This is a genomic window from Phycisphaeraceae bacterium (assembly GCA_015709595.1).
In the GTDB taxonomy this organism is placed as follows: domain Bacteria; phylum Planctomycetota; class Phycisphaerae; order Phycisphaerales; family SM1A02; genus CAADGA01.
In genome coordinates, this window is the sequence record CP054178.1 from 3183849 (window position 1) to 3209216 (window position 25368).

Below are 25368 nucleotides of genomic sequence, written 5' to 3' on the forward strand. Positions count from 1 at the left end.
GTCACTGGACATGGCGCGCCTCCACGCTGGAGTTGGATTGCGACTCTCGGCGTGCGGCCACGAAGGCCTGTAGGGTACTCGGCTCGTACCTCACGCTTCGGCCAAGGCGCACGCAAGGCACCTTGTCACGGGCGGTGAGTGACCAGAGGGCGCGCTCGATGATCGAGAGTGCCGCCGCGGCTTCACGCGGCTTCAAGAGCAGAGTTGGTGCGGCAAGCGGTGCGGCCATCGGCGGCTCCTTTCATCGCGTCGTCTCGCGGTTAGACGAAACGACTCGCAAAGGATGGCCGCTGCTGACGCTTTGTCAGTCATGACCACGGTCATGACCATGCTCGGCCCACTCACAGAGGCCGTATCCGCGCGGTTTCACGTCGCCTCGGTTGTCGAGGATTCCTCGCCTGACCAAGCTGGCCAGTGTGGCCTTCCCGTTCGCGTTTGCGATCCCCAAGGCCTTCTTGAGCAACGGATCCGTCGTCAGGCGTGCGCCGTGCTTCCGCAGGGCGGCGACGATGCTCCGTTCCGATTCGTTGAGTTCGACCTTCGGTTCTGGCGGCTTCCGCGTCCCCTCAGCAGGCAGCGCCGAGTAGTCCAGCCCCTTGAGTTCCAGTTGGACCTTGTGGGTTGCATCCACATCTTTCTGCCACGCCGCGCGATGTTCGCCCTCCGGCGGAAGCCCATGTCCGTACACCACCAACGCAGACGCCAGTCGATGCAGGATGGTCTTGATCCTACTGGTGTACTTTCCGGGCGGGGTGCCCAAGATGGGGCGAATCCACTCGTCGGCACCTGGGATCGCCGCCTTGGCAAGCCGGATGCACTCTTGGAGCGCCGCCACGGCTGATGCCCTCGCCTCCAGCCGCTCTTCGATGGTGTAGGGACTGTCCGGGACCGCCAGATGATGGCAGGCAACCGACCACTCGCGCGCCGCGAGGTAGACCTCCGCCAGGGCGTGGGCCAGCCGCAGTGCGGGATTCTCATCGTCCTTCGACAAGGGTTGCTCGCCTCCCGCAGCGCCGATCACCAAGACGATAATGGATTGGACACGTCATTTCGACTGCGGCTGCGCTTGCATCTGCTTCGCCTCAATCCACAGGAACTTGTCGAGTTGCTTCCGCGTCAACGACTCCAGGCCGAAGTGCAGTCGAAACCGATCGATGGCCTTCAGGAACCGCGAGTAGGTTCGCAACTCATAGCGACGGAAATCATCGTATCGATGCTCGCGTCGGTATCGCCAAAGCAGGTCCTCAACCAGCGAGTCGAAGATCTGGAACTGATCGGGCCGATGCCATGCGCAGTACTTGGATGCGAACGAGAGCAGGTACCGCGACTTGCCGCCGGTCCGAGTGTTGGCAATGTCATGCACGAGCGAGTGGTCGCCAGCCACGAGTCGAGTGTCAATGGTCAGTTCGACGATCCGCTCCGCGACCGGCCACGGGCTGAGAATCCGGGTGCTGTACAGCCGATCCAGCACGACGACCTTGACGATCACTTCCTCCAACTTCGTGTTCAGTGGCCATGCACTGAAGACGAGGCCGACTGCCTTGTCCGCTCCAAAGTAGCGATCGTCGCCGTCGAACTGGGCGATTCGACTCTGGGCGTACTGCAGTGTCAGAGCCGGTAGTCCCATCAAGCGGCCTCATTCTCGGTGGAGAGTTCCGCCTGCTTCAACACCAGTTGCGTCGCGTCTTCAGACAGGTCGGGCGGATACCCATACTTCGCCAGCATGCGCCGGACGTTCCGCCGGAGCGTCGCCCGTACCGACTCCCGCTGCGTCCAGTCGAGTTTGGGCATCTTCTTGATCATCTCGGCGAGTTCCCTTGCCATCAGCCGGAGCGTGTCCGACTTCATGACCGCCTTCGCCGAGCCGTTCTCCGCGAGCGCGTCGTAGAACGCCGTCTCTTCCTCGGTCATCCCCAGCGATTCACCGTGCTTCTGTGCCTCGCGCAGGTGCTTGGCGAGGTCGATCAACCGCGCGATCATCTCCGCAGTCGAGATGGCCTTGTTCGTGTAACGGAGCATCGCCTCGGCCAGCGCCTCGCGGAACCTCTTGCTCTGGACCAGGTTCGTTCGCTCTGAAATGCGGATCTGGTCCGTCAGCAGTTTGCGGAGGGTCTCCAAGGCGAGGTTCTTCTGCTCAAGAGCCGCCACCCGCTGAAGGAACTCGTCCGAAAGGATGTCGAGGCGGGCATCATCGAGTCCCGCCGCAGCGAACAGGTCGATGACCGTGTCGGCGTCCACCGCGCCACCAATGACCTGCCGCACCGCCGCATCCACGTCGCGCTGACGGGTTCTGCCGCCGCTCGAATCGTCGGCAAGCCGCTTGCGGATCATCGCCGTCACGCGCTGGAAGAACGCCAGGTGATCGACGACGGCCTCGGTCTCAGGCCGGGGGACCGCGAGGGCGAACGCCGCGGCCAGTTGCTTGACCAGCGTCCGGAACCGCTTCCACCCATCCTGCTGGCCGAACACGTGGTCGATCGCGCGGAGGTAGATCGGCAGCACGTACTGGGGCGCGGCGAGGAGCGCCGACTCATACTCGCAGCCGTGGAAGAATGCCTGCAACTTCTCGAACGCGGCCTGCATGGCGGGCACCGCCTCATCTTGAACGCTCCTTACGGCGTCGCCGGTGCCGCCCGCCTGGGTGTAGGTCGCCAAGGCATCGGCCAACTGGTCAGCCAAGCCGAGCAGGTCCACGATCAGGCCGCCTGGCTTCTCGCCATACACCCGGTTGACCCGGGCGATCGCCTGCATCAGGTTGTGCCCGGCCAGCGGCTTGTCGAGGTACATGGTGTGCGCCGGCGGGCAGTCGAAGCCCGTGAGCCACATGTCGCACACGATCACCAGCCGCAGGTCGTCCTCCGGGCCCTTGAATCGCTCCGCGAGGCGCTTGCGCGCGGCCTTCGTCCGGACGTGCTGTCGCAGGGGCTCGGAGTCGTTCGAGTTGCCCGTGACAACCACCTTCATCGAACCCCGCTCATCGTCGGCGTCGTGCCACGCGGGGCGCAGGGCCTTGATCGCCTCGTACAGCCGAGCGGCGATATCGCGGCTCATGGTCACGACCATCGCCTTGCCTTCCATCGCCGAGCGCCGCTTCTCCCAATGCTCCACGATGAATGCCGCCAGCCGCTCGATGCGCTCCTGCGCCCCGACCAGCGCCTCCAGCGGCACTCGGACTCGATCCTCGACATCCACGCCCTGCCTGTCCGCAGCCACCGCCCGCTCGATCTCCGCCTCGGCCGCCGCCGCGCCCGTTTCATCAATGGTCAACTTCACGATCCGCGATTCGTAGTACAGCGGCTTCGTCGCGCCGTCTTCGACCGCCTGACGGATGTCGTACACATCGGCGTACTCGCCGAAGACGTGAATCGTGTTGCGGTCATCACGCTCCAGCGGCGTGCCGGTGAAGCCGACGAACGTGGCGCTGGGCAGCGCCTCACGCATCCAGCGAGCACCGCCATCGACGAAGCCGTACTGGCTGCGGTGGGCCTCGTCGGCCATGACGACGATGTTGCTCCGGCGCGAAACCTCGCCGTGTGACTCGGTGAACTTCTGGATCGTCGTGAACACCACGCCGCCGGAGGCACGATCGAGCAGCGCCCGCAGTTCCTCTCGACTGTCGGCTTTCACGGGAACCTGCCGCAGAAGCGCACGCCCCGCCGCGAAGGTGTCGAAGAGTTGGTCGTCCAGGTCGTTGCGATCGGTGATCATCACGATCGTCGGGTTGGCCATCCGCGCCTCGCGGATGAGCGCGCCCGCCAGCATGAGCATCGTCAGCGACTTGCCAGAGCCCTGTGTGTGCCAGATGACGCCGCCGCGACCATCCCCTTGGCCCGAAGGTGACTTGAGCCCTGCCAGCACGCTGGCACGCGTCTTCCTCAACGCGCGGAACTGGTGATACCCCGCGATCTTCTTGGCGATCTCGCCGCGCTCATCCTCCTCGAAGATGACGCAGTTCCGCAGGTAGTCGAGCAGCAGCCGGCGATCAAACAGCCCGCGAATCAGTGCTTCCAGCGTGGGCTTGCCGCCGCCGCCCCCTCCTGTTCCAGCAGCCCCCCCGGCCTCCCCTGCAATGGGCCGCCACGGCATGAACCGGCTCGGCCCGCTGGTGATCGAGCCAACGCGCGTCAGCAGCCCGTCCGACGCCACGAGCAGCACATTGGGCACGAAGAAGTCCGGCACGGTCCGCTTGTAGCGGTCGAACTGGGCGATCGCGGACCACAGGTCCGCCTCAGCGTCGGTCGGATCCTTCAGTTCAATCGCCGCGATGGGCAGGCCATTGAGGAATACCATCAGGTCCGGCCTGATCCACTTGCCGGACGGGCCAGTCACCGTGAGTTGGCGGACGACGAACAGGTCGTTCGCTTCGGGCCGATCGAAGTCCACCAGCCGCGCGAACCCACCCCGGGTCTCACCGGTCTTCGTGTCGCGGTACTCGACCTTGACGCCGTTGGTCAGGAGGTCGTGGAACCAGCGGTTGTTCTGGATGAGGGTCGGGTGAGGAGGTCGGGCGAGCGTCCGCACGACCGCGGCACAATCGACTTCTGGGAGGACAGGATTGAGCGATCGAACCGCGCGCAATGCTCGGTCACTGAGGATCGCCGAATCAAAGCCCTCCCGTTCGGAGGCCGCCGCATCTGGTCCCAGTTCCGGGCCGTGCCGCAAGTCGTACCCGACGGATCGAAACAGCCCGAGCGCAGCGAGTTCGACGTCGCTTTCATGCACGGGTGGTCCTCAGTGTTGGGAGAGCGCCCCGCTCACGATTGGTTGAAACTCTTCGCCGCCGCATGGCTCGAACCCGTCCGGCCAGCAAGAGTTCATCCGGCAGAGCACGCGCTGCTGAAGCGGGGCAGTGGGATTGACACGTTCGACCCGCAGATCGATGAAATCCGGATGGCACTGCGAGCACAACAGCCGCACGTCGTGCGCCAGGTAGCGAGGAACGTATCCGATCATGAAACGCGCCTCGGCGTCGTCGGTACGCACGGCCACCGCGAGCCGGTCGTGGCGGTTGAAATCGTCAAACATCATCACCAGCGCATCACCCGTGGTCAGGCGGTTGATGCGCTCGATTGCGGCGGGGGGCACGTATCGCACGCCATGCAGGAAGAACTTGTTGAGGAAGCATCCATCGCCGTCCTGGACAGGACACGGGAACACTTCCAGTGAGTCGGTTTGCCGCAGCCCCTCCGTCACGCCCAGCAGTTGGATGGGATCGGGCGGGTTATCCGGATCGAACCCGCTCCAGACGAGCGATGGCTTGTACTCCGGCCGCCGTTCGTTCATCAGACGATTGGCGAACATGGGGAACAACTGGTCGGACTCATACACGGCGTTCAGTTCGGTCATCCCGGGAAACGGGTGGAACCCGGTGAGCGTGCGCGCACCGTTCGTGTAGGCGAATCGATAGCCCCCCTCGGGCGTGCGTTCAAGCACCCCGACAGGTCCCCACCCCACAGTCGGCCCCTCTCCTGTGGGCCCCACACCGACCTCCGAGCGCCATGCCACGAACAGACGATTCATCAAACTCCTTTCCTAGAGAGCCAGAATCCGCGTCCGGTTCTCTACCAGCAACTGTAGGGTGAAGTCTCGACAAACGCGAGAGAGCCGATCAGGCGGCACTTGGTCCAGAACCGCCTCGACCGTCGATTGATCGACCGCCCGGAGCCGATCCCTCCAGGCGTCGGCCGCATGCGGGATTGGGGCCGAGAACCGGCGGAACGCATCCAGCGCGCTGAGCGGGCGCGTGTCCGTGGGCTGGTCGAACAGGCGCGACCCGGCCCGGGCCGCAAATGCGCCGACGCTGTACCCCGCGTCCCCCGTCGTCAGGCGCGCGGCTTTCTCCTCATCGCTCACGTTCCGCGCCAGACACGCTCCGTGGTCATACGAAGGGGCGAGCGTCAATCGGTTCTCCGTCCACAGCGCGCCCCAGTTCTCATGGTGCCGGTCCTGATTGGCGATCCACGCATCGAGCATCAGGTAGCCGCTGAACACGTCGACAGCGGTTGTGATCCCGGACGGAAGGTTGGCCGCCCAGCGCGGGGCCGGTATGGAGAGCATCCGCACCACCCGGTTCACCGCGTCGACGGTGTGTGCCGGAACACGGAGCGTTGTCCTCGGGTATGCCGGATCAATCGCCTGAAGCAGCGTGTTGCCGTGTACCAGCGCCTCGCCCGGGAGACACAACTGCACCGAGACCACGCCTGGCACATCCGCGTTCACATCACGGGCCAACTCGTAGTGAACGTGCGGAATCCCCACCAGCGCGGCGAGTTCGCACGCGATCTTCTCCGACCAATCCTCGCCGTACCCGCGCTCCTCGGCCTTGAAGAGCACCTCGCGTCCGTCGGCGGCCTTGTACCAGTACTTCCGCTTCGTACCAAGCGGCTCGGGGGCGTCGGGTGGCTGCGTGACACGGACGACAGGGTACATGACCTCACGCGCTCCCCTTGGTGGCGACCCTCTCGGCATCGCCCACCTCCACCGGCACCTGGCCGCTCAGCAGTTGGGGGAGGAGGTAGTCGCGGAGCGCGGCGAGGGTGTGGTTCTCGCCGCAAAACAGATGCTCCCACATCGGCCGCACGAGCGTGTAGTAGGTCTGGAGCAGCGGTTCAGGCGGGATCACGACAGTCTTACCCGCGAGCATGGATTTCGCGTCAAGGTTCGGGACCGATGTGCCGTTGACGTGCTCCCAAATCTCGCCCGATTCCCGCATCTGATGCAGCCAAGCGTCCAGATACACCGCCGCAGCCGCCGAGCTACATCGAATCCGCTTGCAGAAGTTCGAGTAGATAACGGGCGTGTCCGTTCGCATGAATCCCGGACAAGCCCACAAGGGGCGGCCCGTAGGACCAGCCCCGGACCCGGCGACCAGCACATCTCGCTCGTTCATCGTCCGGCGATCGATGCTCGTCGGTTTCATCCACCGCAGTGGGGGCGTGGCCTGGCCGGTTGACCGCAAGTGCTCCAAATCTACTCCTCGCAGGCAATACGCTTGCACAGCCCCGTCGAATGGCTCGTCCTTTCCCCAGTCTCCCCCAATCGCGAGCGTGCCAAGTTCACCAAGAGTGCCCAGCCTCCACTCCTCCGGCACAGGGCCCATCTCGGAGTCGGTGAAAGTGGTCGGGAGGGCGTCGAAGACGGGCTGCGGCATGGAGGGGAACGACGCCGCGCCGGCGGCCTTGGCCTTGACCGGCTCGAAGTCCACGAACCACGCCCGGAAGATCGCCCGCGCCAGCCGCTCCAGCGCGCGTGCCGTCCGCCGGTTCTGCTCGATCTTGTCGTCCAGCGAGCCGAGGACTGCGGCGATGGCACGCTGGGTCTCGATCGGTGGGACGGCTAACTCACGCGGATAAACTGCCGCGCGGGTTGTCGACGGGATCGGCGAGCCATCGTTGATCTCGCCCAACTTATGATGAGTGATGGCGTAGTACAGCCATCGCATGTCACAGTCCGCTTTGGGTACGACGAAGTAAGCCGTGTCGATGACCCAGAACGCATCGACTGAGTAGTGCACCCCTCTGTACGCGCCCTTCCGGCCGAGGATAACGCCGGGTCCCTCGGCGAGTGGAGTGTCCGTCCATCCAACCGGCCCGTTCGTACCAAACACGCGAACACTGCCACCGCTCTCCGAGTAGTCGCGTAGCGCTTTGCCGTACTCAAGCGAGACTTCATCGCCCCAAGTGGAACTACGCCAGGTGGGCGGAGTGGTCATGGCCTGGCCTCCAGAACCAGGCGCCCCCCCCGCAACCGCGAGGGGTATTCTGTAGCACCGTTCGGTGTCATGCGAGAAGCCCTCCAATGAGGGCGCCGACTTTCGTGACGAACCCCGCGCAGCCATTGATGGCCGCGGCGGCCTTCACGGTCTGCCACGCGGCACTGATGATGTTCTGATTCGGGGCGGGCTTCGCCAGCTGCGACTGGATGGTGTCGATGTCGGCCACGTACGCCAACTTGTCCTGCTCGTCGGCGTCGGACTTGGTGATCGCGTCGCGCAGTTCAACCAGCGCCTTGCCTAGGTCGGAGAACTTCACGTTGACCTGATTCCCGTCCCCGAGAGTAATGATGTTCTGCCCCGTCGCGTTGATGTTGATCCCGTGGAACTTCTGCATCGTGAACTCTCCGGGCCCTTCGATCTTGTCGATCCCAGCGGCCGTGATCTTGTAGAAACTGGTCGTGGACGGGATGACCGTCCCTCCGGGAGCAGTGAAGGACTTTTCGACAGTGTCCTCCTCGACCCAACCTTGGCTGATCAGATACGTGAGATTGCTCTGCACCTCCTGCTGCGTCAATGTGTGGCTGGTTTTCAGTTCCTTCTTGATGTCGCTGATCTTGATGGCCGAGCCCTTCTTGCCCCGTGCGCTCGTCGCGTTCTTGTTGCGGTCGTAGAAGTACTGAAGCATGATGGTCCGGATCTCGGTGTTCGAGCGAGACGGGATGGTTGGCTTCTTTGCCATGTCAAGCGGCCCCTCCGCATAGTGTCGCGGTCATACCGAGGCGATCGCCGAGGGCTTCAAGGGCTTTGACGTTGCGGCAACCGAGCAGGCGAAAGGCGTCGGTGAACGCGGAGCGGCCTTCCCAGGTGCTGGCCAGCACGGCGCGGGCGAAGCGCGGGCTGACCGCGGGAACACTACCCCGGCCATCCGGTACATCAAAGCCCCTGACGATTTCCGTGGCCACGGCATGGCACCACCACTCCACGCCGCGATCCGAGAACGAACTCGCGGGCGTTACATTCGAGACGCCCGACTCGCCGATCCAGAGGTGCGCCAGTTCGTGGGCGAGGGTGAACATCTGGCCGGCCTTGGTGTCGGTGCCGTTGATGAAGATGAGCGGCGCAAGGTGTGGGGAGGCGTCGCAGAGGGCGAAGCCGCGGAACTCGGCGGTGTCAAGCGGGCGGTGGGTGTTGTGACCGACGATGCCGCTGATCATGACGAGGATGCCGGCCTCGTCGGCGGCGTCAATCATCATGCGGAGGGCGTCCTCCCACTTCCTCGCCTCGGCCCGAGCGTCCAAATCGAAACCGACGGCCTCGCGGATGCGCGAGGCGGTGGCAATCACTTCGCTCTGCACGGTGGCGGAGCCGATGAAGTCGAGCGGCGGCTCGCCCAGCACGAGGGCATTCTGGCGGTACCAATCCTGGCGCTGCTGGCAGAGATAGATCGTGTCGAGCAGGTCAGGGGATGGGTGCTGGACTCGTTCGCTGCCGACGGTGCGGAAGTCCGGGATGGGGATCGTCTCGACCGGTGGCTCCTGGAGGAAGAAGAAGCCGAAGGGCGTGCGGGTCGCCTTGGCGAAGTCCTCCAGTTGCTTGAACGTGGGCTGCTTCTCGCCGGTCAGCCAGTCGGGAAACGCGGCGAACCTTTCGGCCAGCGCGGACTCCAACTTGCCCGCACGCTCGCAGGCCCAGCGAAGGAGTTCGGGCTTGACCGGCACTCTCAGCACGATGGTCTCCACAGTGGCGACGGGCGTTGATGGACATTACGCCCCATTGCCACCCGCTACCCCACCAACACGACGAAGGTTGTCACGAATGACACGGGTCAGGCGCTCGGACTCGGCGAAGTGCTCCTCCAGTTCGGCGAGCAGGCGCGGGTACTTTTCGGCGAACGGCTCGCTATCCGCTTCCTGTTCCTCCGCCCCGACATATCGGCCGGGCGTGAGCACGAAGCCGTGCTTCTTGATCTCGTCGAGCGTGGCGGCCTTGGCGAAGCCGGGGACCGGCTTGAAGGCCCACGGGCCGTGCTCGCGGTCGGACCACCAGTCGGGCTTGGGTTCGCCGCGCCACTGGCGGAAGGCGTAGACGATGCGGCCGATGTCGGAATCTGGCTTGGGGTCGCCAAGCCCATCGGCCAGGAGGGTTTCGCCATCGTCGCCGCCGGTGAGGACGCGCAGCGTGCGGCTCTGCATGGTGCCAAGTTTCCGGGCATCGATGAAGAGAGTCTCGCCGAGTCGGTTGCGCCCGCCCTTGGGGAGGTTGCGGCCAGTCTTGTCGCGGGTGAGGAACCACAGGCAGACGGGGATGCCGGTGGTGAAGAACAGTTGGGCGGGAAGCGCGACGATGCAATCGACGAGGTCATGCTCGACGATGCGCTGACGAATCTCACCCTCGCCGCCCGAGTTGCTGGAGAGCGAGCCGTTGGCCATGACGAAGCCCGCCACTCCGCCACCTTTGCCGTTGGGCGGGGCGAGGTGGTGGATGAAATGCTGAATCCACGCGTAGTTGGCGTTGCCGATGGGCGGCGCGCCGAAGCGCCAGCGGACATCGTCGCGGAGGAGCTGGCCCGACCAGTCGCTGATGTTGAAGGGCGGGTTGGCGAGGATGTAGTCGGCCTTCAGGTCGGGGTGGAGGTTGCGCAGGAAGGTGTCGGCCGGCTGGGGGCCGAGGTTGGCCTCGATGCCGTGGATGGCGAGGTTCATGTGCGCCAGCCGCCAAGTCGTGGGGTTCGATTCCTGGCCGAAGACGGAGATCTCGTCCTTGTTGCCGTGCTGCTCGACGAAGCGTTCGGACTGGACGAACATGCCGCCCGAGCCGCAGCAGGGGTCGTAGACGCGGCCGTTGTAGGGTTCGAGCATCTCGACGAGGAGGCGGACGATGCAGCGCGGGGTGTAGAACTCGCCGCCGAGTTTGCCTTCTGCGGCGGCGAACTTCCCAAGGAAGTACTCGTAGACGCGGCCGAGCGTGTCGCGTGCCTTGTCGCGGTCACCCTTGAAGCCAATGTCGGCGATGAGGTCGATGAGGGACTTGAGTTTGACCGGCTCGATGCCGCGGCGGGCGTAGTCGCGCGGCAACTTGGACTTGAGCGCGGCGTTGTCACGCTCGACGGCAAGGATGGCGTCGTCGATGAGCGTGGCGATGTCGGGGCGGGCGGCCTGATTCTGCAGGTTGGCCCATCGGGCTTCGGGCGGAACCCAGAAGACGCGCTCGGCGGTGTACTCGTCGCGGTTCTCCAGGAGGGAGTCCTGCTGCTTGCCGGTAATGCCATCGGCTTCGAGTTCGGCCCTCAGTTCATCGCGGCGGGCCTCGAAGGAGTCGGAGATGTACTTGAGGAAGAGCAGGCCGAGGACGACGTGCTTGTACTCGGCGGCATCGACCTGCCCGCGCAGGGCATCGGCGGCCTTCCAGAGGGCGTCGGCGTAGGTGAGATCCTGCGCCGACGAGGTGCTCTGGTTGGTTCCCGCTGCCGCTCGCGTCATCGCGATTCTCCTCCTGACTTCGGTCGCGCTCGAAGGGTCATCGGCGTGGCCGATGACCTTGGGGCTCATGGTATCGGAAATGAGGCGACAGGGAGAGGGGCGTTGGTGCGCCGTCTCGGGCGGGCTGACGGCGTGTCGATCCGGGCGATCAGTGTGGATTGTCTGGGGTCTGCTGCTCGTGTCGCAAGAAGGTCCGGCCTTTGAGCGACGGCCCCTCGACCTGCGCACCAGCGGTGGGGTGCGGAAACGTGACGTTGACCCCGCAGGTCCCGTCGGGATTCGGGAACGCGCGGCCGAATCATGAGGAACGCTCTCGCGTCGAACACGAACAAGGATGGGCACGCCCGTACGCCCAAGGCGTGGCTGAAGCACCTGCGGAAGGAGTCGCCATGATGAGCCGAATGCAATCGATCGATGTGAGGACGCGAGACGCGAATCACCAGGTGGAGGGCCGGTGGAGTGAGGGAGGTGGATGCGGAAGCGCAAAGAAAGAGGGTGCGGGCTCGTGCCGGAGCCGCGTCGCATCGCTTGGAGGTGGCTCGTGCGGTGGCCGTTCGATCGATGGCCCTGGCTGCTGCGGCTGGGCCCGACGCCTGTCAACCCACCCCACCAGTTAACCCGCCAACGGAGAGTTCGAAGAGGGTTCGGCTCGGGGGGCCGCACCCAACTCCCACAGTTCGGCTCGCGCCCCCGAGATTGGAAACGAACCGAGAGCGCGGCGGGAACCCGGCCCGGCGGCCGGCCGCCCGCCGGCCATCGCTGTAAACCGCGTTTTCTGCGTGGAAACGGCCACTCCGGACCGCCACCTGCCCCAAAACGACCAACCGCCGCGAGGCGCTCTCGGCGGCGGTGTCTGTCAACCCCTGTGTCGGTCTGGTTTCGCTCGGAAACCTTGAACTCCCCCAGCTGGACTCGAACCAGCAACCTGCCGGTTAACAGCCGGCCGCTCTACCATTGAGCTATAGGGGATCGATTGTCGTCGCGCCAGATGATTCACAGCCGTGATCCGATGCGGCACGGCGTCCCGACATGCCGCCAGCCACGCCGTGCGTTCCCGTTCCCGCCATCGAGAACGGACCAGTGAAGGTATCGGCCAGAACCGCCCGGTCAAGCAGCGGCACCGAGGGAACTTGAAGTCGGATGCCCCACCGTGCGGCGGGAATCCGTGTCAGCGCCCAATCGGCAGACTCGACTGACCAGAACAACCGATGCGGAGCCAGCACCGTGGAGCCCGCACCCCGGGTTGAGCGAATTGCTCTCCAAGCCCAAGCCCAACTCCAGTTCCTTCCAATCGAGTTCCTCCGGCTCAGCGGGCATCACGGCGCCTTGCAGACTCGATCAGGTCGAGAAGCATCACCTGCCGGTGCGCCACGCAACCATGCGCGTTGGCGATGTGTCCGAGCATTCTCCATCTTCTCGGTCGATGCACCCGTTGGCGGCGAGCAGGTTCAGCCGCGGTTCCAGTTTTCCCGGGTTGTTCGTAGGGCTCCGTAAAGGCGGTGGTGGTCGAGAATGGGGGTGGGTGGCTCGAGCGGTGGAAGGCAGTGGTGGTGTGGGAGGTGATCGAGCGGGGGTTGGATCAACGCCTTCCGCTCCACCCACGCCTTGGAGCGGCAGGCGAGAGGGTGGAGGCGTTCGCGGCCATCGGCTGGGCCGCCCCTACCATCCCCCATGCCCACCACGCTCTCCATCATCGGCTTCGGCTCCATGGGCAGTGCGATCCTGCGCGGGGCGGTCGAGGCGGGCGTATTGGAGGCGGAATCGGTGCTGGTCATCGAGCCGGATGACGGGCGGCGTGAGCAGGCGAGGCGGCTGGGATGCGTGGTGTCCGCCGAGGCACGGTTTGCGTGGGACTCGCCGCACGTGCTGCTGGCGGTCAAGCCGCAGGTTTTCGCCAGCGTGGCGGAGCAGATGGGGCCGGCGCCGGCTGCTTCAGACGGTGTGATTGTCACCAGCATCATGGCGGGCCTGTCCAGCGCGGCCATCCGGCAAGTGCTCGGCGGCAACACGCGGATCATCCGCGCCATGCCCAACACGCCCTGCCGCGTCAAGGCGGGCATGACCGCCTTGGCGATAGGGGAGGGGGCGAGGTCGGGCGATGAGCACTTTCCGGTCATGCTCTTCGCCTCGATGGGCCGCGTGGTGAAGGTGGAGGAGCATCTGCTGCACGCGGTGACGGCGGTGTCCGGCTCCGGCCCGGCGTACGTCTTTCTGCTGGCGGAGTCGATGGAGCAGGCGGGCATCCAGGCGGGACTCGATCACCACACGGCGCGCACGCTGGCGTACCAGACGATCCTCGGCGCTGGTCGAATGCTCACGGCGGACGGCGACGGTTCGCATGCGCCCGTGTCCGCCGACGCGCTGCGCACGCAGGTGACCAGTCCGGGCGGAACGACGGCGGCGGCGCTGGAGGTGTTCTTCGAGGCGGAGTTTCCGCAGATCGTGGCGGAGGCGATTCTCGCCGCCCGTGACCGCGCGGTGGAGTTGGGGCGGTAGCCGCTCGATTCGCGCCGGCGGATCGTCCGGCAGTCGATCAGGCGTGCATGCGAGTCCCAGGCGTGTTCCACGCTCAAGGGATGGACGAAGCACGATGCGGAGCGTCGCACCGCCCGGGAACCGCCGACTTGCAGCAGGAACAGCGTCACTCGTCGTCCGGATCGCGCGAGAGCAGGTCGCGCAACGCGGCGCCGGGGTCGGGCTGGCGCAGGAGATGCTCCCCGACCAGGGCGATGCGCACGTCCTTCTGACGCAGCCGGGCCAGGTCGGCGCGGGAGTGAATGCCCGACTCCGCCACCACCACACGGCGGTCCTCCACGAACTCGATCACCCGCAGCGTGTGCGACACATCGGTCTTCATGGTCGCCAGATCACGGTTGTTGATGCCCAGCAGCGAGTAGCCCGCGTGGGGGAAGCCGATGTGGTTCTTCACCTTGAGCAGGGTTTCGACGGCGTGAACCTCGACCAGCGACGTCATGCCCAGCTCGCGCACCAGGATCATCAGGTCCAGCAGTTCACCCTCGCTGAGCACCTCGGCGATGAGCAGCACGGCGTCGGCCCCGGCGGCGCGGGCCTCCCACACCTGGTACTCGTCGATGATGAAGTCCTTGCGCAGCACGGGCAGGGGGACCGCCTCGCGGACCTGGGCGATGAACTCCAGCCGTCCGCCGAAATCGCGGTCATCCGTCAGCACTGAGAGCGCCGAGGCCCCGCCCTGGTGATACTGTCTGGCGATGCGGACGGGATCGAAATCCTCGCGGATCACCCCGGCGGAGGGGCTCTTGCGCTTGATCTCGGCGATGATGCGCGAGTGTCCGCGGTCCCGGTCGCGCCCGTTGACCACCGCGCTGAAGAAGTTGCGCGGCTTGTCGCACGAGCCGACGCGCTCGCGCAGGGTTTCCAGCGGTGTTTTCTGCCGCGATTGCGCCACCTCCACGCGCTTGCGCGCCACGATCTGTTCCAGCGTCACCGGCATCGTTTCGTGCTTCCTGACCCTGATCCTGCTCACCAACCCCGCGTGGGGGATGCGCAACTGTATCGACGCCGAAGCGCCAATCCATGACGATGCCTTGCCCGAAACGGATTCTTCGGAAGGCATCGCCCCGCCGGGTGAAGACCGCGTGAATATGCGTGCCGGGGGAGGGACGATATGGCTCTATCCCGGTCTCATGGCGATCGGGGCGGTAGCGTCGGCATGGCTCGTGTTCGCCCGACGGCTGCTCCGACTGCCTCGTCCGCCCGCTCCCGGACCGGGGGGGTTGGGCTCGCGGGAACTGACGGCCGCGCTCGTCCTGCTGCTTTTCTTCGCGGGGATGTACCTGGCCCAGCCGCTGGGGGCGGGTCTGTTGGCGGCGGTGACGAAGCCGCCTGACGCCGTTCGCCAGGCGTACGCGGGGGGGGTGATCTCGCCTGAGACGGTCCGACTGGGTGTGGTGCTGCGCAGCGGCGGCTATCTCGCGGCGGGACTGGTCATCGCGGCATGGCTGATGGTGCGGCCGAGGATGGGTGGGGGTCAGGCGACCGGTCAGCCGCTGGATTCGTCGTTCATCGCCCGGACTGATCAATCAGCCCCCGTTCCGCGACGAATGGTCCGCGCGGCGGCGGCGGGACTCATCGGGCTCCTGCTCATCTGGCCGCTGCTTCATTGGGTGAGTTTCATCGGCGCCGGTGTGCAGACGTGGCTGACCGGACGCTCGCCGGACGTGCTGGCCCACGACGCCCTGCGGATGCTGACCGACCCCGCCGCGGGGCCCTGGCGGTTCGGCGCGATGGCGCTGGTCATCGTGGGGGCGCCGATCGTTGAAGAGGCGGCGTACCGCGGCATGCTGCAACCGGCGCTGACGACGCTGCTCCGTTCGCGGTGGTGGGCGATCGTGGTGACGTCGGTCATTTTCGTCGCGCCCCACGCCGCCGTCGTCGCGCCGCACGCGCTGCCCACGCTGTTCGTGCTGTCGCTGGGCTTCGGACTGGCGCGGGAGCGCGGCGGGGGGGTGCTGGCCCCCATCGTCATGCACGCGGCGTTCAACGGGGCGAACGTCGCCCTGGCGCTGACCGTGGGGTGAATCGTTCCGCAACGTCGTTTCGCGCGTCAGGAGGAGCCCTTCATGCGAACAATCCGCATCATGCCTCTTCTTCCGGTGATGCTTCTTCTTGGCGGACCATCTGAGAGGAGTTCCGATTCCGCCGGGGTGATCGAGGCGTCTCGCCGCCGCGATGGACTCACCGTGGTGTCGTTCAACATTCGCTACGACAACCCGGGGGACGGCGAGAACGCCTGGCCGAAAAGGCGCGATCGCGTGATCGCGCTGCTGCGGTCGTTCGAGGCGGATCTCATCGGGCTGCAGGAGGTGCTGCCCAGCCAGCGCCGCGACCTGGAGGCGGCGCTTGGACGGACGACCGATGAGACGGGAAAGCCGGGGACCGGCTACGTATTCCGGGGCGTGGGCCGGGATGACGGCGTCAACAGGGGGGAACAGTCGCCCGTGCTCTACCGGGCCGATCGATTCGAGGAAGTCGCCTGGGGCACGTGGTGGCTCAGCGAGACGCCCGACAAGCCCAGCCGCGGGTGGGACGCGGCGCTCAATCGCGTGGCCACGTGGGTGCGGCTGAAGGATCGCGTGACGGGTCAGTCGCTGCTCGCGGTCTCGACGCACTTCGATCACCGGGGCGAGCAGGCGCGGCTGGAATCGGCTCGCTGGCTCGCGTCTCGCCTGGCGGATGAGCCGCGCGTCGTGCTTCTGGGAGACTTCAACGCCCGGCCCGGTTCGCCGCCTCACCTGGCGCTGACGACCGTGGAGGCGCGTGAAGACGCCACCACGCGCGCCCTGCGTGACGCCGCCGGCGATGACGCTTCGCCCACCTGGTGCGACTGGGACGGCGAGCCGGATGAGGGAATGCGCATCGACTGGATTCTGCTGCGCGGGTACGAGGTCGAGCGTTACCAGGTGCCGGCGTGGTCGGATCGAACCAGACCCGAGAGCGATCACCTGCCGGTGGCGGCGCGGCTGCGACCGGAGTGACGCCCCATCGCGCTGGCGTGCGTCCCCCGCGATGGCGTCTCGGCGTCAGGCCTGCTGAAGCAGCCATGAGGAGAGCATGCTGGCCAGTCCGAGGAAGGTGAAGAAGCTCACCGTGTCGGTGGTCATGGTGAGGAAGATGGTCGATCCCGTCGCCGGATCGAAGCCCAGCCGCCGCATCGTGATGGGCATGGCGCTGCCGACGAAGCATCCGATGGTGAGTGCGCCCATCATGGCCAGTCCGGCGATCAGCCCGAGCCGCCACGAGGCGCCCTCGGTGAAGAACGTGCCGATGACCGCCAGCCCCGTGCCGACGAGCGCGCCCGCGACAAGACCGTTGAAGAGCCCCACGCCCGCCTCGCGCAGAAGCAGGTGGGCCACGCGGCCCGGGCGGATTTCGTCCAGCACGATGCCTCGCAGCGTCACCGCCAGCGACTGCTGGCCCGCGTTGCCCGCCTGGTTGGCGATGACGGGCATCAGCACCGCCAGCACCGCCAGTTCGCCGATCAACCCTTCGAACTGCAGCACCACGATCGCGGCCAGCGTGGAGGTGAACAGGTTGACCAGCAGCCAGGGGAAGCGGCTGCGCACCTTGGTCCCGAGCGAGGAATACACCGCCTCGACCGCGCCGGCGCCCACCATCTTCTGCGTGTCCTCGGTCTGCTCCTCGCGGATGATGTCGATCACGTCATCGAACGTGATGACGCCGAGCAGCCGTCGGTCGCGGTCCACCACCGGCAGCAGGGCGTAGTCGTAGCGGTCAAACACCCGCGCCACATGTTCGCGGTCCATCTCCGGGCGGACGAAATCCACCTCGGCGTTCATGAGATCCGACAGTCGCTGGGCCGTCTTGGCCAGCAGCAGCCGCTGCAGCCCCAGCACTCCGACGAGGTGTCCCTTGGCGTCCACGATCATGGCGGTCTGCGTGTCCTCGGGCAGGTCGTGGGCTCGGATGTATTCGATGGCCTGCGGCACCGTCATGTCGGCCTTGAGCGCCAGGAACTCGGTGGTCATCAGACCGCCCGCCGACTCGCGGTCATACTTCGCCAGGTGGGCGAGGGTGCGGCGCGTCTCGGGAGCCATGCTGGCCAGCACCACGCCGCGCGGCTGATCGGGCAGGGCCTGCAGCAGGTCGGCGGCGTCGTCAGGCGACATGAGCTCCAGCAGCCGACCGGCGTAGGCGGGGTCTTCATCAACCAGGTCCGTGATGACCCCGGTCGCCAGCGGCTTCTGCATCTCCGCCAGGGCCTCGGCGGCGATCTCATCCTCCATCTTTTCGAGGACTTCCGCCGCCTGCTCCTCATCGAGGGCTTCGAGCGTGTCGGCTGCGTCGGGCGGCTCCTGCTGCTCGATGACGCCCGCCAGTGTCTCGGCGTCGATGGTGTGCGCGATCATGGAGGCCGCCTGCACATCCTGCGGCGAAGGGTCGGCGACGTCGGCCAGGCGCGACGGCGGCGCCGCGCCGATCGGGACATTCCCGTTCGTCACACCATCTCCCTCGGAGCGATCGGAGGTGAGCATGGTGAAGTGTAGGAGGTGCGAAACCGCGTCCGAGCCGCGACGACCGGTTCCGCCGCGATCGTCACACCCGGTCATCGCCCGCAATGTCGCGGCGCGCCGTCTTGAGCGCTCACATCATCTCCGGGCGATGGCTTCTCTCGACGCGGACGCCGGCATCAGGTACCTTGGCGTCATGTCCGGCATTCCGTCCGATCATCACAACCTGCGGGTGTTCGATCATCCGCTGATTCAGACGAAACTCACGCGTCTGCGCGACAGGGCGACTGTGACGGGCGACTTCCGGCGTCTGCTCAACGAGATCGCGGCGCTGATGACGTTCGAGATCAGCCGCGACTTTCCCACGAAGGAGGTCGCCGTGGTCACGCCTCTGGAGCGGACCGTGGGGCGGGCGCTGAGCCGGCCAGTCACGCTGGTGCCGATCCTGCGGGCGGGAATGGGCATGACCGATGGCATCCTGGCGCTGATTCCCGAGGCCCGCGTGGGGCACATCGGCATCTACCGGGATGAATCGTCGCTGGAGCCGGTGGCGTATTACGCCAAGTTCCCTCCCGACATGGCCCAGGGGCCGGTGCTGCTGGTGGACCCCATGCTGGCCACGGGCGGTTCGGCCACGCACGCGGTGGGCGAACTGAAGAAACGGGGCTGCCGCGACATCAAGATGGTGTGCCTGGTCTGCGCCCCGCCGGGCGTCATGCGGCTGGGGGAGCATCATCCGGACGTGGTGGTGTACACGGCGTCGCTGGACCGGCAGCTCAACGAGCGCGGCTACATCCTGCCCGGCCTGGGCGACGCGGGCGACCGGATCTTCGGCACCCAGTGACGAATCACGGCGCGGACCCATGAAAACGGGGCGTCCAAGCATGGACGCCCCGATCGGGGATATGGTGTCACGACGATGATCGACCGGCGTCGGCCACGGTTCGCGGCACGCCGCGTCGTGACCGCGTCATGTCACTCAGCGACCTTGGACTTGATGGCCATCTTCAGGGTCATGTTCTGCGCCATCTCCATGGCCATGCCCTCCATGTCGATGGAGATATCCGACGAGTTGGTGGTGTTGGACTCGCTCTCCTCGGGGGACACGCGGTCAAACCGGACGATCATGCGGCCGTCGCCCTTGGACTTCATCGACTTCACCGTCACGGACGCGCCCGGAGGCAGGCCCGGGGCCTCGATCTTCTGATCCTTGGCGGACTGCTCGATGGTGACTTTCAGCTCCGCCGAGTCATCCTTCAACCCGACCAGCTCGATGGTGGTGGTCTGATCGAGCTTCAGTCCGTTCTGCTCGACCTGGGTGACGACCTTCCACTTGGCGCCGATGCCGACGGCTTCGACGGGGAATGGCGTGGCGGCCTGGCGAAGCGTGTCCACCATGCCGCGCATCTGGGCCAGCGTGGCGGGATCGGCGCCTTCCGGACCTTCCACCTTGGTCTCCTTGGTGATGCCGCGGCTGGTGAGCGTGGACGTGCCGCCGATGCCGATCATGCCCTTCATCTGCTGGCGCATCATGTCCGCCACCATGGGATCGGTGTCGTCGGTCTCGACGATGTCGGCGGCGGTGATCTTCTGCGACAGCGTGATGTCGCCGTTGGGGGCGACCTCCTTCACCTCCAGCTCGGCGGTGGTCGTCATGGCGGGCATGTCCGGGGCGGGCATTTCCATGCCGCTCATGCTCTGCGACATGGTCATGTTGATCTTGGTCTCCACGACCTGCTTCAGCCCCGCCTTGGGCGCCAGCCGCAGTTCACGCCGCGGCTGCTGGCCTGCTTCAATCAGTTCGACCTTGATCTCGTCCGACGACACCGTCGCCGCCGCGCCGCCCGACGGGTTTTGGGCCAGCAGACACGACGTGGGGGCCGCCGCGGCGAGAACCGCGACCAGAGACACGACAAGGGGACGACGGAACATCAGTTCGCTCCTGGGTAGGTCATGGCAAGGCGTGCTCCAACCCGGATCACGCCGACCAGTATAGGTTCGTGCCGGGAAAGGACACGTTTCACGTCCGGGCTGGCATGTCGCATCCTGTCAACAGCAGGACACGTCACGCCGAGGGTTCTACCGTCATCCCAGATCATGGCTGAGCACAAGAACACAGATTTCAACCGCCCCGGCGGCTACGCCATGCCCAAGGGCGCCACGCAGGTGCAGCGGCGGGTGGCGGACCAGCTTCGCACCGCCGACATCTGCCTGTTCGGGGACACCGTTCCACCCCATTCTCCCACGCAGCCGGATGATCCGCTGCAACCCGCCTTTCACGCCGCGAACCCCGACACGCGGGTCTACGTGGGCGACTGCCGCGATGTGCTGGCCAACCTGCCGGATCGCGGCCACGTGGACCTGGTCTTCGCCGACCCGCCCTTCAACTGGGATGTGCCCTACGACGAGTGGCGCGACGGCATGCCTCGCGCCGAGTACGAGCGGTTCACCTTCGACTGGCTGGACGGCTGCGTCGAGGCCCTCGCGCCGCACGGGTCGATCTGGGTGAACATCCCGGACGACACCGCCGCCGAGGTGGTGATGCACCTCAAGCGCCGCGGGCTGACCATGATCAACTGGTGCATCTGGCATTTTCGGTTCGGGCAGAACCGCAACTCCTCGTTCATCATGTCCAAGGTTCACGCGCTCTACTTTGTGAAAGACCCGGACAATCGCATCTGGAACCCGGACGCGGTGCTGGAGCTCTCCGACCGGGCCGCCATCTACGCCGATCCGCGCACCATGGCCAAGGAGTCCAACAAGGGGTTGCGCGTGCCCATGGATGTGTGGTACGGCAAGTACTGGGGCCGCATCCAGGGCAACAACAAGGAACGCCGCCACCGCCACCACAACCAGATTCCCGAGGTCTATCTGGAGCGGGTCATCAAGGCGTGCAGCAACCCGGCGACTGACGGGCGGCCAGCATCACTGGTCCTTGACCCCTTCCTCGGCTCGGGCACCACGTCCACGGTGGCCCGCGCCCTGGGGCGGCGGTCGATCGGGATCGAGTTCTCGCGCGGTAACGCCAAGAGCGCGTGGGAACGCATCACGGAAATCGGCATGATTCCGCGCGACGCCGAGCAGCCACAGTCCACGGCGATCTTCCCCAATCGCCGCAAGCAGCGCGTGAAACGCCAGAGCGTGACCGCGTAGGGGGGGTTCGATCCCATGGCAGACGCGTCTCCCGTCCTCGACCCCCGCATCGACGCCTGCATCGAACGTGCCGCGCCGTTCGCCCGTCCCATCCTCACCCGGCTCCGCTCGCTCATCCACCGGGGTTGTCCGCAGGTGATCGAGACGCTCAAGTGGAACTCGCCTGCCTTCGAGCACCACGGCATCCTGTGCGGTTTCGCGGCGTTCAAGAAGCACTGCGCTCTCGGATTCTGGAAGGAAGCGCTGCTGGCCGACGGCGCCTCGGCGGAGGACATCAAGGCGCTTGATGCACTGGGACGCATCGAGTCCGAGGACGCCCTGCCTTCCGATGCCGCGATCATCCGGCTCATCCGCAGGGCGGCGAAACTCAACGAGGACGGCGTGAAGCTCCCCGCCGGAAAGAAGTCGAGGAAGCCCCCGCCGCGCACGCCGCCCGACCTGGCGGCGGCTCTCAGGCAGTCGCCCGAGGCGGCGGCGAACTTCAAGGGCTTCAGCCCCTCGCACAAGCGCGAATACATCGAGTGGATCACCGAGGCCAAGCAGCCCGAAACCCGCGCCCGGCGCCTCGCCACTGCGGTGGAGTGGATCGCGCAGGGCAAGGGACGGAACTGGAAGTATGAGCGGAAGGGATGAGGCCGATGGCGCCTGATCCGGCAAGCCCGTCCCATCAACCCGGAGTGCTTCGTCATGCTCACTGCTCCAGGCAAGCCGTCGCTTCTTCTACTGCTCGTCGCGTGGCTCGTCGGATGCGCCGGGTCCGCGGCCTGCGGCTCGCCCCCCTCGGATGACCGCCGGGGCGAGCCGATCTTCAACGGACGTGACCTCTCCGGCTGGAAGGGACTCGTCCGCGACCCCATCGCCCGCTCGAAGATGTCCCCTGAAACGCTCGCCGCTGAGCAGCGGAAGGCGGATGAACTCGTCCGCGCCCACTGGCGCGTCGAGAACGGCGAGATCATCAACGACGGCCACGGCCCGCACCTCTGCACAGAGCGACACTACCGCGACTTCGAACTGTGGCTCGACTGGAAGATCAGCCCCGGCGCCGACTCCGGCATCTACCTGCGCGGCAGCCCGCAGGTGCAGATCTGGGACACCATCCACGGCATCGAGCCCGCCAAGGTCGGCTCCGGCGGGCTGTACAACAACCAGAAGCATCGTTCCACGCCGCTCGTCAAGGCCGACAGGCCCGCCGGTGAGTGGAACGCCTTCCACATCCGCATGATCGGCGAGCGCGTCACCGTCACGCTCAACGGTCAACTCGTCGTCGATGATGTACCCATGGAGAACTACTGGGACCGCTCACGCCCCATCTTCGTCAGCGAGCAGATCGAACTGCAGACTCACGGCGGCGAAATCCGCTTTCGTGACATCCGGTTGCGCGAGATCGGCGCGGACGAGGCCAATGAATACCTCCGCACGCGCGACGCCGACGGCTTCACGCCCCTCTTCAACGGCGCCGACCTCACCGGCTGGATCGGCTCCACCAGCGGCTATTTCGTGCAGGATGGCGTTCTCATCTGCGACCCGGCCACCGGCGGCACGCTCCTCACCAGCGACGAGTACGCCGACTTCACATTGCGGTTCGAGTTCCGGCTCCCGCCCGGCGGCAACAACGGGCTGGCTCTGCGCGCGCCCGCCACAGGCAATCCCGCCTACGAGGGCATGGAAATCCAGATCCTCGACGACACGCATGAAAAGTACGCCAACCTCCTGCCCTGGCAGTATCACGGCTCGGTGTACGGGTTGGTTCCCGCGCACCGCGGCTACCTGCGGCCCGTGGGCGAGTGGAACTTCGAGGAGGTCACTCTCAAGGGCTCGCGCCTCACCGTCGTCCTCAACGGCACGGTGATCGTGGAGCATGATCTCGCCGCCATCACCGAGCCGATGGACGGCCAGCCGCACCCGGGGCTGTCGCGCCGCTCGGGACACCTGGGCTTCATGGGACACGGCGACCGCGTCGAGTTCCGCAACATTCTCATCCGCCCCATTGCGCCAGACGCTGCGGATGAAGTCAAGGGCGATGACGCCGATGGCGCACCATGAGAACGCTCCTGCTCATCCGGCACGCCAAGGCGGTGGACCGTGAACAGTGGTCCGGCCCGGACGCTGATCGCCCGCTTGCCGCAGCAGGCATCCGTCAGGCGCATCGGCTGGCGGGTCAGTTGGCGGACGCCGGCATCAATCGAGTTCTCTCCTCGCCCGCAGTTCGATGCGTGCAGACCGTCAAGCCGCTGGCCGATGGCCTGGAACTGCCGGTCGAGATCGACCCTTCGCTCATGGAGGGAGAGGCCATTGTTCTTCCGAAGTGGCGAGGCGTGCTGGCCCTCTGCGCCCACGGCGACAACATTCCCGCCCTGCTGCGGGAGCTGGGGCTGGATGACCACCCATGCCGCAAGGGCTCGGTATGGGAAGTGGCCTGGGATTCGAGCGGCCGCAAGCCCGGCGCGGCCCGGTATCGCGAGATGTGACGCCCCGTTCCGCGCTTCGCGCGGTCACAACCGTTCGTATCGACCCTCGTGACGGAGGGGTTCTCGTTCAATGCGGGATGCTCGGGCATGGTTGATGGTCCGCCGCGCCTCTTCGCGTACACTCCCGCCATCATGCCCAAGCCACTCACGTGTCCCGAGAAGTGCAACGTCGTCCTGATCGGCGGCGGCGGTCGTGAGCACGCCCTGGCGTGGAAGATCGCTCAATCCCCCCGGCTTGGCATGCTCTACGCCACCGATGCCGCCAACGCGGGCATCGCGCAGCACGCCATTCCCTGCCCCGTGCCTCTCTCGCTCAAGCACCCCTTCCATTTCGTCCGCTGGATGGAGCAGCACGACATTCACCTCGTCGTGGTCGGCCCCGAGCAGCCGCTGGCGGACGGCGCCGCCGACCTGCTGGCCGGACCGAAGCGACTGGTCTTCGGCCCCAGACAGACCGGCGCCCGCATCGAAGCGGACAAGGCCTGGGCCAAGCAATTGATGCGCAGCGCCTCGGTGCCCACCGCCGAGGCCAGAATCTTCCGCGACGCCGAGCAGGCCCGCACCTACGCCCAGAGCCGCGAGGAAGGCATGGTCGTCAAGGCCGCCGGTCTGGCCGCCGGCAAGGGCGTGGTGGTGTGCGACTCCCCCGCGCAGGCCATCGACGCCATCGACCGCATCATGGGGCGACGGGAGTTCGGCGACGCCGGGGCCACCGTCGTCATCGAGGAGAAACTCAAGGGGCAGGAAGTCAGCATCCTCGCCCTCACCGATGGACGCACCATCTGGACGCTCGATCCCTGCCAGGATCACAAGCAGGTCGGCGAAGGCGACACCGGACCCAACACCGGCGGCATGGGGGCGTACACGCCCACGCCGCTCATCACCGATGACCTGATGGCGACGATCGAGCGCGACATCCTCGTGCCCACCGTCGATGCCCTCAGGCGCGACGACATCGACTACCGGGGCGTGCTCTACGCCGGGCTGATGCTCACCCCCGGCGGCCCCAAGGTGCTGGAGTTCAACTGCCGCTTCGGCGACCCGGAATGCCAGCCGCTCATGGCCCGGCTCAAGGGCGACCTGATCGAAATCCTCTGGGGCACCGCCGCTGGTTCGCTCGACCGCGTCGAGATCGAGTTCGACCCGCGAGTCGCCTGCACCGTGGTGATGTGCTCGGGCGGCTACCCCGGCGAGTATCGCAAGGGGCTCCCGATCAAAGGATTGGAGGAGGCCGAGGCGCTGCGGGACGTGAAGGTGTTTCATGCGGGCACCCGGCGGGAGGACGGCGAGATCGTCACCGCCGGCGGGCGCGTCCTCGCCGTCACCGCCCTGGGCGACGACCTGCGCTCCGCACGCGACCGGGCTAACGAGGCCTGCGGGCGGATTCACTTCGATGGCGCGTTCTTCCGCCGCGACATCGGACACCGCGTGCTGTAGCACCGGAGAGGAACAAGCGGGGGAGCCAGGGCGCCGGGCGGATCACTTCGATCCGGGCGCGGATGCCCGGACGCGCACGACCGGCGGCTGGTCATCGGCGGCGGTCC

Annotated in this window: 21 protein-coding genes and 1 tRNA gene; 9 read left to right on the plus strand and 13 right to left on the minus strand. The window is 66.3% G+C overall.

The genetic code is table 11. The annotated features are described in order from the left end of the window. Positions 1-304 precede the first annotated feature (304 nt). The 10 genes from HRU76_13500 to HRU76_13545 form a co-directional block, all read right to left on the minus strand. Positions 305-991 (minus strand): hypothetical protein, encoded by a 687-nt coding sequence (locus tag HRU76_13500; GenBank protein ID QOJ18539.1) that lies wholly within the window; start codon positions 989-991, stop codon positions 305-307. Between the two features lie 54 nt (positions 992-1045). Further along, positions 1046-1627 carry a hypothetical protein gene (locus HRU76_13505; GenBank protein ID QOJ18540.1) on the minus strand — a complete coding sequence of 194 codons (582 nt, stop codon included), beginning with the start codon at positions 1625-1627 and terminating at the stop codon, positions 1046-1048. Next, positions 1627-4722: a type I restriction endonuclease subunit R gene (locus HRU76_13510; protein QOJ18541.1), complete on the minus strand. Its 3096-nt coding sequence runs from the start codon at positions 4720-4722 to the stop codon at positions 1627-1629. The genes HRU76_13505 and HRU76_13510 overlap by 1 nt, the downstream gene beginning before the upstream one ends. Before the next feature lie 9 nt (positions 4723-4731). Beyond that, the gene (locus HRU76_13515; GenBank protein QOJ18542.1) at positions 4732-5433 is read right to left on the minus strand and encodes a DNA-binding protein; all 702 of its coding nucleotides are present in this window, start codon (positions 5431-5433) and stop codon (positions 4732-4734) included. A 99-nt stretch (positions 5434-5532) separates the two neighbouring features. After that, a complete protein-coding gene (locus HRU76_13520; GenBank protein ID QOJ18543.1) occupies positions 5533-6429 on the minus strand; it encodes a phosphatidylinositol kinase in 897 nt (298 codons plus the stop codon). A 4-nt stretch (positions 6430-6433) separates the two neighbouring features. Then, positions 6434-7711 carry a restriction endonuclease subunit S gene (locus HRU76_13525; protein QOJ18544.1) on the minus strand — a complete coding sequence of 426 codons (1278 nt, stop codon included), beginning with the start codon at positions 7709-7711 and terminating at the stop codon, positions 6434-6436. A gap of 67 nt (positions 7712-7778) precedes the next feature. Beyond that, positions 7779-8453 carry a hypothetical protein gene (locus HRU76_13530; protein ID QOJ18545.1) on the minus strand — a complete coding sequence of 225 codons (675 nt, stop codon included), beginning with the start codon at positions 8451-8453 and terminating at the stop codon, positions 7779-7781. Position 8454: 1 nt separating this feature from the next. Next, the gene (locus tag HRU76_13535) at positions 8455-9444 is read right to left on the minus strand and encodes an ImmA/IrrE family metallo-endopeptidase (GenBank protein ID QOJ19195.1); all 990 of its coding nucleotides are present in this window, start codon (positions 9442-9444) and stop codon (positions 8455-8457) included. Between the two features lie 33 nt (positions 9445-9477). Then, the gene (locus HRU76_13540) at positions 9478-11193 is read right to left on the minus strand and encodes an SAM-dependent DNA methyltransferase (protein ID QOJ18546.1); all 1716 of its coding nucleotides are present in this window, start codon (positions 11191-11193) and stop codon (positions 9478-9480) included. Between the two features lie 897 nt (positions 11194-12090). Beyond that, positions 12091-12162: transfer RNA gene (locus HRU76_13545), tRNA-Asn, on the minus strand. Positions 12163-12864: 702 nt separating this feature from the next. Between HRU76_13545 and HRU76_13550 the strand changes: the two genes are divergently transcribed. Further along, entirely contained in the window at positions 12865-13689 is an 825-nt protein-coding gene (locus HRU76_13550) for a pyrroline-5-carboxylate reductase (protein ID QOJ18547.1), read from the plus strand. Between the two features lie 145 nt (positions 13690-13834). Here the strand turns inward: HRU76_13550 and trpC are convergent, their stop codons facing one another. Beyond that, positions 13835-14665 (minus strand): indole-3-glycerol phosphate synthase TrpC, encoded by an 831-nt coding sequence (gene trpC / locus HRU76_13555; GenBank protein QOJ18548.1) that lies wholly within the window; start codon positions 14663-14665, stop codon positions 13835-13837. A 226-nt stretch (positions 14666-14891) separates the two neighbouring features. Here trpC and HRU76_13560 point away from each other — a divergent pair, with 226 nt between their 5' ends. Then, positions 14892-15752, plus strand: coding sequence for a CPBP family intramembrane metalloprotease (locus HRU76_13560; GenBank protein ID QOJ18549.1), 861 nt, complete (start codon positions 14892-14894; stop codon positions 15750-15752). 60 nt (positions 15753-15812) lie between these two features. Then, a complete protein-coding gene (locus tag HRU76_13565) occupies positions 15813-16709 on the plus strand; it encodes an endonuclease/exonuclease/phosphatase family protein (protein QOJ18550.1) in 897 nt (298 codons plus the stop codon). 45 nt (positions 16710-16754) lie between these two features. On the opposite strand, the gene mgtE is transcribed toward HRU76_13565, so the two are convergent. Beyond that, positions 16755-18227, minus strand: a complete 1473-nt coding sequence (mgtE, locus tag HRU76_13570; protein QOJ18551.1) for a magnesium transporter — start codon at positions 18225-18227, stop codon at positions 16755-16757. Between the two features lie 172 nt (positions 18228-18399). On the opposite strand from mgtE, the gene upp reads away from it, so the two are divergent. After that, complete coding sequence (upp, locus tag HRU76_13575) at positions 18400-19047, plus strand: uracil phosphoribosyltransferase (protein QOJ19196.1); 648 nt, start codon at positions 18400-18402, stop codon at positions 19045-19047. 131 nt (positions 19048-19178) lie between these two features. Here upp and HRU76_13580 read toward each other — a convergent pair whose 3' ends face one another. After that, complete coding sequence (locus HRU76_13580) at positions 19179-20135, minus strand: hypothetical protein (protein QOJ18552.1); 957 nt, start codon at positions 20133-20135, stop codon at positions 19179-19181. Between the two features lie 165 nt (positions 20136-20300). Here HRU76_13580 and HRU76_13585 point away from each other — a divergent pair, with 165 nt between their 5' ends. From HRU76_13585 to purD, 5 genes are all read left to right on the plus strand, one after another. Then, positions 20301-21356: a site-specific DNA-methyltransferase gene (locus HRU76_13585; protein ID QOJ18553.1), complete on the plus strand. Its 1056-nt coding sequence runs from the start codon at positions 20301-20303 to the stop codon at positions 21354-21356. Positions 21357-21371: 15 nt separating this feature from the next. Further along, positions 21372-21989, plus strand: a complete 618-nt coding sequence (locus HRU76_13590) for a YdeI/OmpD-associated family protein (GenBank protein ID QOJ18554.1) — start codon at positions 21372-21374, stop codon at positions 21987-21989. Between the two features lie 54 nt (positions 21990-22043). Continuing rightward, positions 22044-23399, plus strand: coding sequence for a DUF1080 domain-containing protein (locus tag HRU76_13595; GenBank protein ID QOJ18555.1), 1356 nt, complete (start codon positions 22044-22046; stop codon positions 23397-23399). Then, on the plus strand, positions 23396-23824 hold the full coding sequence (locus HRU76_13600; protein ID QOJ18556.1) for a histidine phosphatase family protein: 429 nt from the start codon (positions 23396-23398) through the stop codon (positions 23822-23824). The genes HRU76_13595 and HRU76_13600 overlap by 4 nt, the downstream gene beginning before the upstream one ends. Positions 23825-23956: 132 nt before the next feature. Continuing rightward, entirely contained in the window at positions 23957-25261 is a 1305-nt protein-coding gene (purD, locus tag HRU76_13605; protein ID QOJ18557.1) for a phosphoribosylamine--glycine ligase, read from the plus strand. The last annotated feature ends 107 nt before the right edge of the window (positions 25262-25368 follow it).

What these genes read in the sequence shown, in the direction of transcription:
- purD (QOJ18557.1), top strand. Translation starts at nt 23,957, where the DNA reads ATGCCCAAGCCACTCACGTGTCCCGAGAAGTGCAACGTCGTCCTGATC.
- HRU76_13580 (QOJ18552.1), bottom strand. Translation starts at nt 20,135, where the DNA reads ATGTTCCGTCGTCCCCTTGTCGTGTCTCTGGTCGCGGTTCTCGCCGCG.
- HRU76_13530 (QOJ18545.1), bottom strand. Translation starts at nt 8,453, where the DNA reads ATGGCAAAGAAGCCAACCATCCCGTCTCGCTCGAACACCGAGATCCGG.
- mgtE (QOJ18551.1), bottom strand. Translation starts at nt 18,227, where the DNA reads ATGCTCACCTCCGATCGCTCCGAGGGAGATGGTGTGACGAACGGGAAT.
- HRU76_13585 (QOJ18553.1), top strand. Translation starts at nt 20,301, where the DNA reads ATGGCTGAGCACAAGAACACAGATTTCAACCGCCCCGGCGGCTACGCC.
- trpC (QOJ18548.1), bottom strand. Translation starts at nt 14,665, where the DNA reads ATGCCGGTGACGCTGGAACAGATCGTGGCGCGCAAGCGCGTGGAGGTG.
- upp (QOJ19196.1), top strand. Translation starts at nt 18,400, where the DNA reads ATGTCCGGCATTCCGTCCGATCATCACAACCTGCGGGTGTTCGATCAT.
- HRU76_13540 (QOJ18546.1), bottom strand. Translation starts at nt 11,193, where the DNA reads ATGACGCGAGCGGCAGCGGGAACCAACCAGAGCACCTCGTCGGCGCAG.
- HRU76_13595 (QOJ18555.1), top strand. Translation starts at nt 22,044, where the DNA reads ATGCTCACTGCTCCAGGCAAGCCGTCGCTTCTTCTACTGCTCGTCGCG.
- HRU76_13600 (QOJ18556.1), top strand. Translation starts at nt 23,396, where the DNA reads ATGAGAACGCTCCTGCTCATCCGGCACGCCAAGGCGGTGGACCGTGAA.
- HRU76_13550 (QOJ18547.1), top strand. Translation starts at nt 12,865, where the DNA reads ATGCCCACCACGCTCTCCATCATCGGCTTCGGCTCCATGGGCAGTGCG.
- HRU76_13590 (QOJ18554.1), top strand. Translation starts at nt 21,372, where the DNA reads ATGGCAGACGCGTCTCCCGTCCTCGACCCCCGCATCGACGCCTGCATC.
- HRU76_13565 (QOJ18550.1), top strand. Translation starts at nt 15,813, where the DNA reads ATGCCTCTTCTTCCGGTGATGCTTCTTCTTGGCGGACCATCTGAGAGG.
- HRU76_13505 (QOJ18540.1), bottom strand. Translation starts at nt 1,627, where the DNA reads ATGGGACTACCGGCTCTGACACTGCAGTACGCCCAGAGTCGAATCGCC.
- HRU76_13525 (QOJ18544.1), bottom strand. Translation starts at nt 7,711, where the DNA reads ATGACCACTCCGCCCACCTGGCGTAGTTCCACTTGGGGCGATGAAGTC.
- HRU76_13520 (QOJ18543.1), bottom strand. Translation starts at nt 6,429, where the DNA reads ATGTACCCTGTCGTCCGTGTCACGCAGCCACCCGACGCCCCCGAGCCG.